At 45.0% G+C, this 16,802-nt stretch carries 11 protein-coding genes; 6 read left to right on the top strand and 5 right to left on the bottom strand.

The window, feature by feature from the left end; translation table 11 throughout:
• Positions 1–283: 283 nt before the first annotated feature.
• A complete protein-coding gene (locus NI467_RS09740; protein ID WP_174659278.1) occupies positions 284–1,477 on the top strand; it encodes an MFS transporter in 1,194 nt (397 codons plus the stop codon).
• On the opposite strand, the gene NI467_RS09735 is transcribed toward NI467_RS09740, so the two are convergent.
• The 3 genes from NI467_RS09735 to NI467_RS09725 form a co-directional block, all read right to left on the bottom strand.
• Positions 1,474–2,118 (bottom strand): hypothetical protein, encoded by a 645-nt coding sequence (locus NI467_RS09735; RefSeq protein WP_253152691.1) that lies wholly within the window; start codon positions 2,116–2,118, stop codon positions 1,474–1,476. The genes NI467_RS09740 and NI467_RS09735 overlap by 4 nt on opposite strands.
• Positions 2,119–2,462: 344 nt before the next feature.
• On the bottom strand, positions 2,463–4,517 hold the full coding sequence (locus NI467_RS09730; protein WP_253152676.1) for a bifunctional diguanylate cyclase/phosphodiesterase: 2,055 nt from the start codon (positions 4,515–4,517) through the stop codon (positions 2,463–2,465).
• Between the two features lie 391 nt (positions 4,518–4,908).
• Positions 4,909–7,095 carry a carboxy terminal-processing peptidase gene (locus NI467_RS09725; RefSeq protein WP_174659277.1) on the bottom strand — a complete coding sequence of 729 codons (2,187 nt, stop codon included), beginning with the start codon at positions 7,093–7,095 and terminating at the stop codon, positions 4,909–4,911.
• 199 nt (positions 7,096–7,294) lie between these two features.
• Between NI467_RS09725 and nagZ the strand changes: the two genes are divergently transcribed.
• The gene (gene nagZ / locus NI467_RS09720) at positions 7,295–8,317 is read left to right on the top strand and encodes a beta-N-acetylhexosaminidase (RefSeq protein WP_174659276.1); all 1,023 of its coding nucleotides are present in this window, start codon (positions 7,295–7,297) and stop codon (positions 8,315–8,317) included.
• 128 nt (positions 8,318–8,445) lie between these two features.
• Positions 8,446–9,309, top strand: coding sequence for a class I SAM-dependent methyltransferase (locus NI467_RS09715; RefSeq protein WP_174659275.1), 864 nt, complete (start codon positions 8,446–8,448; stop codon positions 9,307–9,309).
• A 32-nt stretch (positions 9,310–9,341) separates the two neighbouring features.
• Here NI467_RS09715 and NI467_RS09710 read toward each other — a convergent pair whose 3' ends face one another.
• Positions 9,342–10,679 carry an alpha/beta fold hydrolase gene (locus NI467_RS09710; protein WP_253152674.1) on the bottom strand — a complete coding sequence of 446 codons (1,338 nt, stop codon included), beginning with the start codon at positions 10,677–10,679 and terminating at the stop codon, positions 9,342–9,344.
• Positions 10,680–10,996: 317 nt separating this feature from the next.
• On the opposite strand from NI467_RS09710, the gene NI467_RS09705 reads away from it, so the two are divergent.
• The 3 genes from NI467_RS09705 to pta all read left to right on the top strand — a co-directional run bounded on the left by NI467_RS09705 (position 10,997) and on the right by pta (position 16,112).
• Positions 10,997–12,262, top strand: coding sequence for a glutamate-5-semialdehyde dehydrogenase (locus NI467_RS09705; protein ID WP_151203370.1), 1,266 nt, complete (start codon positions 10,997–10,999; stop codon positions 12,260–12,262).
• A 430-nt stretch (positions 12,263–12,692) separates the two neighbouring features.
• Complete coding sequence (locus NI467_RS09700; protein WP_253152673.1) at positions 12,693–13,916, top strand: acetate/propionate family kinase; 1,224 nt, start codon at positions 12,693–12,695, stop codon at positions 13,914–13,916.
• Between the two features lie 48 nt (positions 13,917–13,964).
• Positions 13,965–16,112, top strand: a complete 2,148-nt coding sequence (gene pta, locus NI467_RS09695; RefSeq protein WP_253152671.1) for a phosphate acetyltransferase — start codon at positions 13,965–13,967, stop codon at positions 16,110–16,112.
• 206 nt (positions 16,113–16,318) lie between these two features.
• Here the strand turns inward: pta and NI467_RS09690 are convergent, their stop codons facing one another.
• Entirely contained in the window at positions 16,319–16,558 is a 240-nt protein-coding gene (locus NI467_RS09690) for a DUF2171 domain-containing protein (protein ID WP_151203367.1), read from the bottom strand.
• Positions 16,559–16,802 lie beyond the last annotated feature (244 nt).

Here is a 16,802-nt window from a genome sequence, read left to right as displayed (position 1 = left end):
TTTTTGTTTTTTACTCTACAACAAGCCCGGCAGCTTTCTATAAGTTCAGTAGCATGGGAGCTATTTCCCCTGTTCCTGCCCAAAATATATGCGCTTAATTAACTCTCATCTGTCGAAATCCCGCGTAGAGACTCGTTTAAGCAGTTTAACAATCTCCATTTGCGTTACAGTTCTAGTTATATTTGCTACCTTTATCATCCAAATTTCTGGTCTATAGTATCTGCAATTTCTGTATTTTTTGCTGCAATTGCGGCTGCTTTCCCCCTCATATAAGGTACCTGTTATGCAACCCTCTCTCGATATCAGTCAAAATAAATCCCTCTTATGGCTGATGGCGATTGCATGCGGTTTATGTGCCGGGGCCAACTATTATGCTCAGCCCTTAATTTCTTCCATTCAGGAATACTATCAGGTACCTGAATCTCAGGTGGCTCTTACCGTGACTATTGCTCAGGTGTCCTATGCCCTAGGCCTGCTGTTTATTGTACCTTTGGGCGATATGCTGAATAAAACCAGATTAATCCCCTGGTTAATGTTTGGTGCAGCCCTGGGCTTGCTGATCTGTGCCATGGCCACCAACCTGCCTATGCTCTGGATCGGAACGATGCTTGCCGGATTATTTTCGGTGGCTGCGCAGATTTTAATTCCTTTGGCCACGATGGCGGTCAAACCGGAAAAAACTGGAGAAGTGGTGGGTTTTCTGATGAGTGGCCTACTGGTGGGTATTTTACTTTCCACCAGTATTTCGGGACTGCTTTCTGAACTGTTTCACTGGAAAACAATTTATGCCCTGAGCAGCATGTCATTGCTGGTTCTAGGTGTTTATCTGAAAGGTCAACTGCCGAATATGCCGCGTATGCGCCTGACTTATGGCGTTATTTTCAAGTCCATGGGACTTTTACTGCGTGAGGAACCACGCTTGCTACTTCGCTCGCTAATCGGGGCCTGTGCCTTTGCCGCGATGAGTATGCTATTTTCTACAATTGCCTTACTGTTAACCCAGCAACCGTTCTTCCTCTCGGATGTAACAGTCGGTCTGGTGACTATAGTGGGTGTCTTTGGTGCACTGTCGACACGGTTTATTGGCAGATGGGCTGATCTGGGGTATATCAAGCAGCTGAGTTGGATGGGCGGTTCGCTTCTGGCCGGAAGCTGGTTATTTTTATATTTTGGCGGCATGTTCTTAATCAGTTATATAATCGGCTATGCCCTGATTAACCTTGGCCTGGCGATTATCCATAGCTGCAATCAGAACGTGATTTTCCAGTTACGCCCAGATGCCAAATCACGCCTTAACTCTATTTATATGACCTTGTATTTTGTTGGTGGCGCCTGTGGTTCTGCACTTGGTGTATATGCCTGGCATCACGGTGGCTGGAAGATGACCTGTCTATTCGGTCTTGGCCTGGCCCTCGGCGCTATCCTGTTTATAATGCTTGATCAATGGCAACAATCTCGCATACGGACTCAACATTAACTCATTTGTACAGCCGGATAAAATGGCTTGCCCGAATCCAGTGCAGCCGAATTTTCTAGCAGGATATGGATAAAGACCGGCATTAAGGTGGCGAGAACCCGGCAGCCATCCTGTAACTGTTTTCGATTCAGCGCACTGTGACAGGTGGTGCCCCCCTGCAACATTTGTTGATGTAAGGTGGATAGACGCTTAAAAATTGCAAATAAAATTTTGCTTAAATTACGCTCTTGCAACGCTTGTTGCAGCTGGTGTTTTTGCTGGGCTAATGCTTCCTGACAACTTTGCAGGCTGATTTTATGATGGCGATAATCCCAGAAACCCTGATCAGTATAAGGGCTGTCCAAAAGGGATAAAATTGGCTGACTGTATTTCTCCCAGACAATATGGCTCAGCTTCTGGTCCACATCTTTTTGGCAAAGCTGTTCCAGAAATTGATGCAGGCAATGCTGCTCCGGATTGGCCGCGCCTTCATGGGCATGAATAGAATTAAAGCTGATCCATAGGCTGATAAACTTAAATTCCAGCTCCTGATCCAGCTCGATCGACTTCTTTAACCAGCTTAATCCTCGCTGAACTCGCAAATTAAAATGTTGGGAATACTGAGGTTTTTTGATTTTATAAATTTCCTCCAGTAATAACACCATTATTCTCCTTATTTGTCTCGTTTTCTTTATCTTAGCCTTAAAAATATAAAAATATACTGTTAATACGTGACTGCTAGTTTATTTTTACTCCTCCTGGTTGTTGCCCCCTTCGAGTTGCATCAAAAGATGAAGGTTAATCTGAAGTTACACCGTTTAGTCTGGAATCAGGCTGATTTACGGCGCTATCCGGTCGTTATTCAATCCAATTTTGGGCTAAATTTTCAGTTATAGATTGAACTGATTCTGTCTACCCAATGCTCTATACCGTATTTAATGATAATTGAAGGGAGGGCTGAACAGTTGAAGACAGAAAAGCCCAGCATAGGACGGCCTTGCAAACTCTAATCCAAGCCGAGAAAATTACATGCTTCAAGCTGCTCAACAGTCATCGGCTTACCCAGCAGATAGCCCTGCATCTGCTGACAACCAAGGCGGATCAGGATATTAGCCTGCTGTTTCGTTTCTACCCCTTCTGCTGTCACCTTTAAACCTAACTTGTTGGCCAACTGGATAATACTTTCCAGAATCATTTCTTCTTTTGAACCTTCAGTCAGCCCCTGAATAAACTCCTTATCAATTTTCAGCTCATCAACGGACAAATTTTTCAGATATAAAAAACTGGAATGTCCGGTACCAAAATCATCAATTGCCAACTGAATCCCCATATTGCGCAATTGCTCCAGGGTACGGATACTGGCATCAATATAATGCATCGCAGTGGTTTCAGTAATTTCGATCATCAGATGGCCAGGTTGAATAGCGTATTTTTTTAAGAGTTGCTCCAGTGTACTGCACAGGTGCTTATGCTCAAACTGGACTGCGGATAAATTCACCGCCAGCGGGAAAAAATCAGTTTTACTTTTTTCCCAGAGCTGAATCTGCTTGCAGGCCTGTTCCAAGACCCAATATCCTATCTGAATCACCAGGCCAGTTTTTTCAGCACCGCCAATAAACATACTCGGCTCCAGCAGGCCATGTAAGGGATGCTGCCAACGAATCAGGGCCTCTACCCCACAAATCTGATCATCGCAATTAAATTTTGGCTGATAAAATAGAATAAATTGCTGCTCTTCTACCGCTTTATATAAATCATTAATCAGTTTGGACTGGCTTTTATTTTCATGCTGTTCAGAAGAACAATTGAATAGCGAATAGGTGTTACGGCCCTGATATTTAGAATTCAGCATAGCGGTATCTGCATTGACCAGAAGATCTTGTAGATTGGTGCCATGTTGTGGATATAAGGCTATACCGATACTGGCTGAAATATTAATCGTTTTGCCATTGATCAGAAAACCATCCTGAATCTGCTCTAGTATTTGTTCCGCCATGTTTGAAGCCTGTTCAACAGCGGTATTTTCCATGACCAGCAGGAACTCATCACCGCCTATGCGCAGTAACTGCGTATGTTCATCGAGCAAAGAATCAATACGGTGACTGAACTGGATCAATAACTGATCTCCAGACAGGTGGCCAAAGACATCATTCACCGCTTTAAAGCGGTCCAGATCAATATATAAAAAGGCAAACTTCTGCTGAGGCTGCTGCGCAGAAAATAGTTGCTGCACATATTCAGTCAGATATAAACGGTTGGGTAATTGGGTCAAAGTATCCTGAATACCCCGATTCTCAATTTCTTTATTGACCCAAGCCAGTTGCAGGTTGCGATAGTTAAGGCAAGATTCCCATATTGCCACGCTTAGGGCGCCTAACAGTATCAGACTGCTGATCAAAGCGAGGGCCAGCAAAACCTCGACGCTGAAAGAATTAATCGGCTTAAGCTGCTCAGCCCCGCTAGAAAGACTGGCGCCGGCCATGCATCCATAATGCAGACCAATCAGGCTAAGGGTAAAAAAACTGGCAGCCATAGACCGGATCAGAATGGGAGAGTTGGAATACCTGTATTTATAGACGATCCAGAAGCTCAGCCCCGATCCCGCGATAGCCACCAGCACCGAACAAAGCATGACGAGCGGATCATAAGCACTATTGTAATGGTCGATGCTTAAACCTCTCATGCTAATATAATGCAAACCGGCAATACCGAGTCCCATCACGATGGCACTGAGGAGTAGACGGGCCAAGGGAAAAATCTGGCAACTGATCAACCAGACAGCAAGGCTTGAGCTGGTAAAGGCAATCAGACACGAAATAATATTCAGTTCAAAATTCATATTCAGCTGAACTGGCCACTGGCATGCAACAAGACCAATAAAGTGAACTGACCAGAGCGCCAGAGTAAACAAGGCACCTGCCCCGAGTATGAGCATTTTTTTAGATTCAAGCGGTTGGCTGCCCAGCAATTTCTGCTCAAATGAAACAGCAAAATAGCACATCACCAGAGCCATCAATGCTGATCCCAAGGCCAAGTTCACATCATAATGCATATCCATCATTTACAGTGTTCCATTTGACCTGTCATTTTTATTTTGCTCTGCACCTGTCTTGCCACATCCATCCAGCTCAATCTGCTCTATTTAAATAGAATTTCCCTCCCATCTAGAAGGCAATCACTACCCTATTTTTTTCATTTTAAATAAGCCTTGCCATTCTAAATATCCATATTTTTGCAAGGAAAAAAATATCCTGAATATATTAGGAGGCTTTTGGACTTTAGCAAATGCTTAAAACTAAAAAGTTCACTTGAATTATTCGACTAGAGTCACAGTTTTTTTCTTTTTCCCTATATAAATAGCATTTATCCTTCTAATTTTTATATAGATTTTTATATAGTTTCTACTATAAAAAAGCAGCCTGTATCCACAGGCTGCTTTTAGAAATTTTAACTTAGGATTTACCCTGCAATTTTGCATGATCATGCAAGACATTGGCAGCTTCGATCACAAACGCTTCTTCCTCAGGCAAGGCCGGACGGTCTTTGGCCTTCATTTTGGCACGTGTCTCAATTAAGGCATCCATAGAAGCCTGATAACTTTCCCAGTTTGGATAAGGCTTCAGACCAGTAGCGCTACGGCGTACATTTTCAGCATCCAAGGTTTGCTGCTCTATGGCCAGAAGCTCTGCCTTACGCTGTTTCAGGTCCAGCACTACACGCTTTTGCTCATCCGCTTTTTTCATAATCTGTTTACGTTGTTCCAGATATTTAAACTGCGGATTCTGGTATACACGTTGCTGTGAAAGCTTAGCCAGTTCCGGTACATATTTTTGCACCACACCTTCACGTTTGAACGGAGCTGTCGGAATGGTATCCCACTTCAGGGCATTCTTCGCTTTACGCTCACCAAACTCTTCATTATAAATATCCACCAGTTTAATATCCGGAATCACCCCCTTGTTCTGGGTACTTCCCCCGGTCACCCGGTAGAATTTACGCTGGGTCAAGGTCGCCTGACCATGAGCCAGGGAATCCAGTTGCACCTGTGCAGTTCCCTTACCTGTAGTGGTACTGCCAATCACAATCCCACGCTCATAATCCTGAATCGCCGCCGAGTAGATTTCGCTGGCAGATGCAGAGGCCAGATTTACCATGACCGCCAACGGACCAGCATAGGTCTGTGCGCCGCCGTCATCATCTTCAAAAATGCTAACATTACCGTTACCATCACGAATCTGGACGACCGGACCAGACTTGATCACCTGACCTAACATACGTGCCACTTCTTCCAGCGAACCGCCCGGATTGTTACGCAGGTCAACAATGATCCCGGCTACATTTTTTGCAGCCAGCTCTTTTAAGGCTTTATTGGTGTCTTCCGAGACAGAACGATAGTCCGTTCCTGCACGACGGGCACGATAATTCAGATAGAAAGACGGGATTTCAATCACACCATATTGATAGCGTTTACCATCCCGTTGAATGTCTACCGTACGGGTTCGCACACCAGCATCTTCTTCCTGAATGACATCACGTACCAGCGTCACATTACGCGCCTGTCCCATGGTTGCACCAGCCCCCAAAAGACGCAAGCTGACTTTGGTGCCGCGCTTACCACGAATCAGTCCCACGATCTCATTGCTTGGCCAGCCAATGACATCCACCATCTGTTCGCCATTTTGCGCCACACCAATAATACGGTCACCCGATTTAACCTGACCTGACTTGCTAGCAGGACCACCTTCGACAATGGTTTCAATCTTAGTGTAATCTTCATTGCCACGTTCAGGGCGAATTGACACCCCAATCCCTTCTAGTTGCAGGGTGGTCTGACGGTTCAGCTCCATCGCATCGACTGGCGGGAAATAGTTACTGTGCGGATCATACGTCAACATCATGGCATTAAGCGTTTTGTCGAGTACATCATCACTCTTGATCCGGCTCAAACGCTCTAACTGACGGGTATAACGTTTGGTCAGCGTCTGTGCTGGGGTCAAATCTTCCGGTCCAGTCAGATCCTGACCATTGGCCAGTTCAGGATTTTCCTTTAATGCCTTTTGCTTCGCCTGTTCTTCTTCTTTACTAATCGTCAGATTGATCAGCTGAGAAACCAGCATATTCGACCAGTGTGCGCGCTGTTCAGCCTCTGTTTTAAAGAACGGTGACTTCTCGCGGTCAGTTTCAATATAAACATTGGATTGATGCAGGTTTTGCGGTTTTTTCAGCTCTTCCAGCATGAACGTGTAGAACTGTCCCAAACGCTCACGGTATTTCTCATGAATTTCATAAGGGCCGGCCAGATTACCTGCTTTCAGACTGGCTCCAAAATTGGCTCCGAAGCGTTTTTTATAGTCTTCAACTTCAGAGGCCAGAAACAGGCTGTGATCTGCATCAAGACTATCAATATAAAAGTCCAAGATACGTTGAGAGGTCTGTGTATCCAGCCGCATATTCAAATAGTGTTGACGGTCTACCAGACTTGCCAGCTGACGAGATACCAAAGCCTGCTCTTGAGTCGGCTGGAGTACCTTGCTGACCACTTCGGTATTATTGGCAGCAATCGCATCATTTACGACATGGGTGAAAAATAATCCGCCTGTTGCAATCGCAACTGCACAAGCTAATGTTTGAAATTTCATAAATAATTCGTACTTCCTTGGCCTAAGGACCAATTTGACCGTGTTGCTTTTTGAGCAGAATCTAAAGTATTCAGCATCTTAAACAACTTAATATGTTTATGTCGTGTAGTTTTATCATATTCTGTGCTGACAAAGTGTAGCAAATCATTGCAAAATTCAGGTATTGTTTTTCTCTAAAAATTATCAAACGGATTCTTATATGATTGGCGCGTTGATGCTCGACATCGCAGGGACTACCCTCACTTCAGAAGATATTCAACTATTGACTGCACCGCAAGTCGGCGGCGTCATTTTGTTTGGTCGAAATATCGAGTCACCCGCTCAAGTCCGTGCCCTGACTGATCATATGCGCCAAGTTCGCCCGGATATTTTGATTGCCGTGGATCAGGAAGGCGGGCGGGTCCAACGCTTGAAACAGGGCTTTACCCTGCTACCCGCTATGGGAAAATTTGGTGAGCTTTATCAGTCAGACAGCGCCCGGGCCTTGGAACTGGCAGAAAAATGTGGCTGGCTGATGGCAACCGAAGTGCTGGCGGTCGGGATTGATTTCAGCTTCGCCCCGGTCCTGGATTTAAATGACATCAGCGATGTGATTGGTGATCGCAGTTTTGCCAAAAAGATTGAGGATATTGTTCCGCTTGCCAGCGCTTTTCTCAAAGGCATAAAACGTGCCGGGATGGCCTCAACTGGCAAGCATTTTCCGGGACATGGTTCAGTCAAGGCAGATTCACATATTGCTGCTGCCATCGATATGCGTAGCTATGAAGATATTCGCCAAAAAGATATGCAGACTTTTATCCAGTTACAGTCGCAACTGGATGCCCTCATGCCGGCTCATGTCATCTATAGTCAAGTTGACCCAAATCCGGCAGGCTTCTCCGAGTTCTGGATTCAACAGGTCTTACGTCAGGAACTTGGCTTTGACGGGGTCTTGTTCTCCGATGATTTAAGCATGCAGGCTGCCTGTGTCGCCGGAGGTGCCGATGCACGTATTCAGGCTGCATTAAAAGCTGGCTGTGATATGGGTCTGGTCTGTAATGACCGTGCTGCACAATATATTGCTCTTGAAGCCATTCAGGATTTACCTCTGCCAGATCAGCAGCGTTTAGAACGTATGCGCGGCAAAATTCCGGCTGTTCAGATTGGAGCAGAACTGGACTTAGGCGATGACTGGCGCATGATCCGGGATGAAATTTTAGTGTTTAAGCAGCAGATGCGCTAAGACTTTTGCTGCTGTTTTAAATTCTCCAATACGATAAAGGAACACGACAAAGTGTTCCTTTTTGATTATGATGCAAGAAAACCCGCTCAATTGAGCCTCAATTAAAAAAACAATAAGGTCAGAACCCCATGACAGATGCACTTTCACAACATCGCCATATTTCTTTTACTGCACATTATACCGGCTATATCTGGTACAAAATGGGCATCTCCCATCCGGTCTTTGCCACCTCTAAAGGCAAATTTCTGGCAAAAATGGTGCATCCGCTGGAGTCTTGGGCGGAACATTATGTGGGGGGCAGTATGCGTACTACGCTCAAGCAACGCCACCAGATGATTGATGAACATCTGTGTCAATTGATTCAGCAACATCCTGCTATACAGGTTCTGGAAATTGCCTCAGGTCTGTCGCCACGCAGCTGGAACTTTAGACAGAAATTCCCCCAGCTCAATTATCGCGAGCTGGATTTACCAGAGATGGCCAAAACCAAAACTGCTGCCTTGCGCCAGATTGATCAAACTGCTCCAGAAGTACTCAGCGCCGATATTTTTTCAGAAGAACTGGCTGAGGTTTTTCAGGTGTTTAACCCTGCACAGCCCTTGGTAGTCATTAGCGAAGGCCTGATCAATTATTTTGACCAGAACATGTTATTTACTCTACTTAAAGGCATAACTGACTACGGCCAAAACTTTAGTGAAGTGCATTACTTAAGTGATATTTACCCGGAACCCATCAAAAACCGACTGGCCAACTTTATCTGGGCTTCGAGTCGTCTACTGAAATTCATGTCACGCAGTGCATTTAGCTTTCACTTTAAATCTCCACAGGAGTTGCAACAGTTTTTCCAGCAGGCCGGATTTACTCAGGTCACAGTACAACAACCACAACGTTATTTTGTCGAGCCTCGTCCTGAAAATCAGGACATTCAGCAGGATGAACATTTAGGCGATCTGGTCTGGATGGTGCATGCGGTGAAAAAAAACAGCGTTTGATCACGCTGTTTTTTATATTTTCATTTTAGCTTTTAAATGGCAGTTTCAAATACTTCAGCTTGTGACAGCATTTTTTGCGTCTGGACAAAATGTAATAAACGTTCTGCGATTTCAAAACTGCCATGCTTAAATAAGGCACGCAACTGGGTGTCATCATGTTCAAAGACCAGACATTCAATCTTGAATTCACCCTCCTCATCTTCTAAATGCAAAGCCAAATCTCGTGGATAAGCTGCTGCCAGTGCGCTCTGCCCTGATTCGAGCTGTAGCAATATCCCAAAGAAACTCATATCCACAATCTCTGCCTTGAAGGTCAGCTCAGAATGACGATGGCTAAGATAACGCTGAGATGCCTGCACACAAATCCGCTCTTCCCCACGGCGTTCCAGTTGTTGCATCTGTTCACGGCTGAACGGAATAATTCCTTCCAGCTGATCCACAGGTTCATCGCGTAAGAAGGTTGCAAAAAGATTCATGGTTTCCTTACGGCGCTGTAACTGAGGCACATGATCTGCCCCCCTAATCTGTACATACTGCATATTTGGACATTGCAAGGCAAAATTGGCATTCTCATACGGCAAGGTAAAACTGTCATACTGTCCGCAAGCCACCAACACCTTGCACTGGGGAATAGGTACATTGGTCAGTCTTAACAAGCGATTGCAGTTAATATCATAGCGTTCCTGTTCGGTGGCCGTGAATTCAGACATTTGCTTAAAGAACAGGCGCTTCGCTGTAGGCGACATTCGGGTTTCATTTAAACGGGCATGATTGACCAGATATAAAATCACGGCCTGACCAAACTCCTCCATGCGCTGCTCTTTCATCAGTTGCAAAGACTCTTCCAGTAGCATACGCCAGCTTTTTCGGGTCTTTTGCATAACACCCATCAAGATCATGCGGTCTACCAGTTCAGGACGCTGATCTGCCAGACATGAAGCAACCACCGACCCCAATGACATGCCGAGAACTGCAACTTTCGGTAACTGCATCTGTTCCAGCCATTGCCCCAGCATTCCTGCCAGAGTTTCCAGCTCCAGCATTCCAGCCGATACACCGGTATCGACATTATTAATCTGCTGGTTAGCCCCCATAGAAGGCAGGTCGATCAGAATAATTGGACCTGCATCAAATAGTTGTTCCACACAATATTTATAGGAATTAAAGTTCTGAAAAGCGCCGCCAATAATCACCATGGGCCGCATATGTAGGGTGTCAGGCCGGGAAATGGCCATATATTCGATTTTCCAGCCCTCAATCCATGTAGTACGGGCGGGCTGTTTAAAACAGTGCTTATCATAAAGATCAAAAAAACCGTAATGGTTATGCTGGTCTAATGCTTGGGCATCCATCTGGATAATGGAATTCATATTCCTCTCCTTCATCCTTGCCTTATTTTTATTGTGCAAGTCATTATTTACAGTTCTTATGTCAGGTTCATTCCGCTGAGCCTGAACACGCATCCTGCTCTTTAGTAATTTTAGGACTTCAATGTCGTTCTTCAGCATTCTATACAGAGGTGCTTTTCACAAGCAACTGATTCAATCACCACTTATCTGCTTTTAAAGCCAAAACAATTTCAAAATGTTTAGAAACAGTGAAAAGCTTATGAATTTTAAGTGACGGGCTTCATTGTGCTGCAACAGGCTGTTAATATCGAAGTGAAATTTCTGAGTGATCAACCGCTATGCAAGAGTCTATTGAACAATATATGCAAACGGTAGGACAGCAGGCACGCCAGGCTTCTCGCATTTTGGCTCGCGCGTCTACCCAAACGAAAAACAACGCATTATCAGCAATCTATACTGCTTTAGAAAATAACCAGCCAGCTATTTTGACAGCCAATCAGCTGGATATGGCCAAAGCACATAAGAACAATCTGGATAGTGCCCTGCTGGATCGCTTGGAACTCAACCCCGCACGCTTTAAAGATATGTTACAAGGCCTTAAAGATGTGATCAGTCTGGTCGACCCGATCGGTGAAATTACCGATATGGCCTATCGCCCATCCGGTATCCAGCTGGGCAAAATGCGTGTTCCTCTGGGCGTAGTCGGCATGATTTATGAATCTCGCCCGAATGTCACCCTAGAAGCAGCATCCTTGGCGCTAAAATCAGGAAATGCCATTATTTTACGCGGCGGTTCGGAAGCACTGGAATCCAACCAGGCAATAGCAGCTGCAATTCAACATGGCTTGAATGTCGCCGGTCTGCCTGAAACTGCGGTACAAGTGATCAATACCACCGACCGTGCTGCCGTGGGCCATCTGATTACCATGACTGAATATGTGGATGTGATTGTGCCACGTGGAGGCAAAGGCTTGATTGAACGCATTACTGATGAAGCGCGTGTTCCGGTCATTAAACATCTGGATGGCAACTGCCATGTGTATGTTGAAGCACAAGCCGACCTGCAGAAAGCCCTCCCTATTGCGCTGAATGCCAAAACTCATCGCTATGGCGTCTGCAATGCCATGGAAACTTTACTAGTCGATGAGAAAGTCGCAGAAGAATTCCTGCCAAGAATTGCTGAGCTTTATCAAGAGAAACAGGTTGAACTGCGGGGCTGCCGTGAAACCCAGCGCATTCTGGGACAACAGGTGCATACCGCCACTGAAGAAGACTGGTATGCCGAATATCTGGGACCGATTCTGGCAATTAAAGTCGTGTCTGGCATTGAAGAAGCAATCGCGCACATCAACCAGTATGGTTCGCATCATACCGATTCAATTATTACTGAAAACTATAGTCTGGCACGTGAATTCCTAGCAGGTGTAGATTCAAGTTCTGTCATGGTGAATGCCTCTACCCGCTTTGCCGATGGGTTTGAATATGGTTTGGGTGCAGAAATCGGAATCTCAACCGATAAAATCCATGCCCGTGGCCCGGTCGGTCTGGAAGGCCTAACCTCACAAAAATGGATTGTCTTTGGTGATGGTCAGATTCGCCAATAAGGAAGGGTGGATTCAGCCTTGTTCCTAAGGCTGAATCTATATGATCTGCAACTCAAATATTAAAATAAAACCCGCAGGTCACAATAGACAGGAATTTTTTATAAAATTGTATTTTGTCATCTTAGAGCGCATTTTAAGCGCTACACTGGAAAACTATTCAGCCAAAATACGGTAATAAATAGATTAAAGTGTTTAAATCGTTCATATTTTCAACATCATTTTATTTATAAATGAAAACTATGAGCCGATAAATTTTAATTATTATTGTTCCTTGGGTCGATAATGCTTAAGTCTAATCTGCTAAAGTCTATCTAGGACAGTAAAAAAACTAATGTTAAAACATGTTCACAGATCTATATTGCCTCGCATTTGTCAGCAAACAGATCAACCAAATGGATGAGAATTTTAATTAGAAATCGGGTAATCAGTCGTGTCTAAATCAGTATTAGTTATTAATTGTGGTTCTTCTTCAATCAAGTTTGCCTTATTGCTTGAGGAGCAAGATTTCCGTATTCATGGTTTAGTTGAGAATTTAGGCACAGAAAATGCCCGCATTAAAGGCGTGACTGTTGGTAATGAGCCAGTCGATATTCATATTCCATTTGCAGATCATAAAAAAGCACTGGAAGTCGGTCTCGAGCGTTTGGCCAACTACAAGCCGGATGCGATTGGACACCGTGTTGTTCATGGGGGCAGCCTGACTAAAGCCGAGCTGCTTACCGATGAGATTATTGAAAAAATTCGTGAAGCGACTCCACTCGCCCCGCTCCACAACCCGGCACACTTAATCGGAATTGAAGCGACTCAACGCCTGTTCCCGGATTTGCCGCAAGTTGCAGTTTTTGATACGGCTTTTCATCAAACCATGCCAGCCCATGCTTACCGTTATGCGGTACCAAAATTCCTTTATACTGAGCACGGTGTACGCCGCTATGGTTTCCATGGCACGAGCCATGCCTATGTTTCAGATCGCGGTTCTGAACTGGCAGGCAGTTTTAAACAAGGCGGCTGGCTGACTGCACATCTGGGCAATGGCAGCTCGACCTGCGCAGTATGGAATGGGCAAAGTATTGATACGTCAATGGGCTTAACTCCGCTGGAAGGTCTGGTGATGGGCACGCGTAGCGGTGATGTGGATCCAAGCCTGCATAGCTACTTGGCTGCCAACCTGGGCTGGGATATCTATAAAATTGACAAAATGCTCAATAAAGAAAGCGGCTTGCTCGGCCTATCTGACAATCTGTCCAATGATATGCGCACCCTGATCGAAGCATCTGAAAATGGTAATGAAGATGCAACTTTGGCGATTGAAGTATTCTGCTACCGTTTAGCAAAATCTCTGGCCGCCCTAAGCTGTGGCCTACCTCGTCTGGATGGCTTGTTCTTTACCGGTGGCATTGGCGAAAACTCTGCCTATATCCGTGAAAAAACTATGGCTTACCTACCACACTTTGGCTTTAACTTAGATAAAGACAGCAACAATAACTTAAAGCGTGGCACTGAAGGTCGCATCGACAACGGAACAGGTCCACAAATCTGGGTAGTGCCAACGGATGAAGAAGCTCGCATCGCAAAAGAAACCGAAAATGTGGTTGAGCTTGAAGTAGAAAGTGCTTCTATAAAAAAGTATGAAGCTGAACCAGCGCTTGCTTAAGCAGGCGCAACCCCCTTTTATCTGATATTTACAATTGTTGATATACGTATGAAAACGATTTTACTGGTTCCGACTGGGGAAGGTGTAGGCCTAACATCTGCATGTCTGGGTTTGGTATATGCACTGGAATGTCAGGGTGTTAAGGCTGGATTTCTCAGACCTTTCACTCAGGAAGGAGCAGATACCGTAGACCGTACCACGGCGCTCTATCATCATATTTCTCAGAGTGAGACGGTTGAACCGATTAGCTATAACACGGTTCTGCAACGCTTGAGTCAGGGTGAACAGGATGAACTGCTTGAAGATGCAGTCCGTCTGCACCGCCAGATTGCCAAGCAGCATGACCTGATCATCGTGCAAGGTTTATTGCCAAATACCACTGACGGTTTTGCCGATGACCTGAATACCGCACTTGCTCAGGCTTTGGATGCCAAAGTCGTGATCGTAAGCAATGCGGATATTCAGCAGCCTTTACAAACCGCCGACAAGTTAGAACAGCAGATCCGCAATTTCGGTGGCTTAAGTTCAACACGCCTGTCCGGAATTCTGCTGATGCGCACCAAAGGCCTGTCAGAAGAATCTGCCCAGATTCCGGTTACTCTCAACCCTGCTCTGCGCCTGACTGAAGATACAGAAAAATTTGTTGCTGCGATTCAGCAGACTCATCCGCATATTGGGTGTGAAAAGCTGCCAGTCATCGGTTTGGTGCCTTTTAGCAAAACCTTGAGTGTGCCACGTATCTCAGATCTGGCTGCCCACATTTCTGCTTACTGGATCAATGAAGGTGAAGCTAAACAGCGCCGCGTTCAGCACAGCAGCCTGATTTCTGCCAATATCGAACATGAACTGCATAAATTTGTTGCAGGTGAGCTGATCATCAGTGCCTCAGACCGTGTTGATGTTCTGCTGGCAAGTAGTTTGGCCAGCAGCAATGGCATTCCTTTGGCTGGACTGGTCCTGACCGAACACTACCAGCCGAATGATCTGGTACTGGAGTTCTGCCAGACTGCGATCAAACAAGGGCTGCCGATCCTGCATACAGAATTAAGTGCCTTTGAAACCGCACAAAAGCTGACCAATCTCAGCAATGAAATTCCAGTAGATGATATTGAGCGTGCTGAACAGGTGACGCGTTTCGTTTCCAGTCATATTAATCCGGATTGGTTGAACGCCACCCTTAATGGTTCTTACAAGCCGCGTCTTTCTCCGTCTGCCTTCCGTCACGAACTGGTACAAAAATCTATTGCAGCGAAAAAACGCATTGTATTACCAGAAGGTGATGAACCACGCACGATACAGGCAGCAGCCATTTGCCAGTCACGCCATATCGCTCAGTGTATTCTTCTGGCCAAGCCAGAGTCTGTGCTTGAAGTGGCTAAAGCTCGCGGTATTGAATTACCAGATGATCTGGAAATTATTGACCCTGACCTGATCCGTGAAAATTATGTTGCCCAGATGGTCGAGCTGCGTAAAGGCAAAATCAATGAGTTGCAGGCCCGTGAGCAGTTACAAGATAGCGTGGTGCTAGGTACCATGATGCTGGCACTGGATCAGGTCGATGGTCTGGTATCTGGTGCCGTGCATACGACTGCCAATACTGTTCGTCCTGCTTTCCAGCTCATCAAGACTGCTCCAGATTACTCCTTGGTATCTTCAGTTTTCTTTATGCTGTTACCGGATGAAGTGTATGTCTATGGTGACTGCGCAATTAACCCGGATCCAGATGCGGCACAACTGGCTGAAATTGCCATTCAGTCTGCCGACTCTGCCAAAGCATTTGGAATTGATCCGCGTATTGCGATGATTTCTTATTCTACAGGTACGTCAGGTGCAGGTGCAGAAGTTGAAAAAGTTGCTGAGGCGACCCGTATCGCTCAGGAACGCCGTCCAGATCTGCTGATTGATGGTCCATTGCAGTACGATGCTGCTTCTGTAGAAAGTGTAGGCCGTCAAAAGGCTCCAGACTCGCAAGTGGCTGGCCGCGCCAATGTATTCATTTTCCCTGATCTGAATACCGGCAATACCACTTATAAAGCCGTACAGCGTGCTGCCAATGTAGTCAGTGTAGGTCCAATGCTGCAAGGCTTGAACAAGCCGGTCAATGACCTGTCACGTGGTGCATTAGTAGATGACATCGTGTTCACGATTGCCTTGACAGCCATTCAAGCGGATCAGCAAACCAGTCTAGCAGATTAAGTTCTACCCAGCTTTTCACACACTTTCAAGTTTTATAGAACCACCTGATTGAAAAATTGGGTGGTTTTTATTTTTCTTTTTCAATTGCATAAAAAAGTCTGCCAGTCATTGGACTGGCAGACTTGGACTTAAAAAATTAAATCGCATTCCTACTTTTAATTCTCATGCATTGAAAATTATTCACTTAACAAGTGAATAAATTCAACTTATAGCGTTTGCCATTCCTTACGCACATCTTCTGCTGTTTTATTTAGCATGATACTGTCCCCTTTAATTTCGCTTACCCAGCTCAAAGGAATCAGATGATGCTCGTTATTTTCATCATCACTTCTGGTGAGTTTAATTGAGTCCTGCCCTTCTAAATGATCTACTTTTCCGACTTGCGTACCGCATGACGCAATTACCGAGGCATGTTCTTTGATGTCATTTACATTCATATTATTCATTCCAGTTGCCCATTAGTAAAATTAAAGAATCTTTAGTCTAAGCGCTGAGAATCCGACTATGTGTAAGGGTATTCAGGCTTTCAGTATTGATCAGTTAAGAATGTAATAGGACAAAATAGCTGTGTTTCATCACGTAAAATAATAGGGTAATAGGATTTGAAGATTTGAAGATTTGAAGATTTGAAGATTTGAAGATTTGAAGATTTGAAGATTTGAAGATTTGAAGATTTGAAGATTTGAAGAT

Source organism: Acinetobacter sp. S4397-1 (assembly GCF_024129285.1).
Taxonomy (GTDB): Bacteria; Pseudomonadota; Gammaproteobacteria; order Pseudomonadales; family Moraxellaceae; genus Acinetobacter; species Acinetobacter lwoffii_C.
Note: the sequence above shows the minus strand (reverse complement) of the source record. Positions and strands in the feature narration are given on the sequence as shown.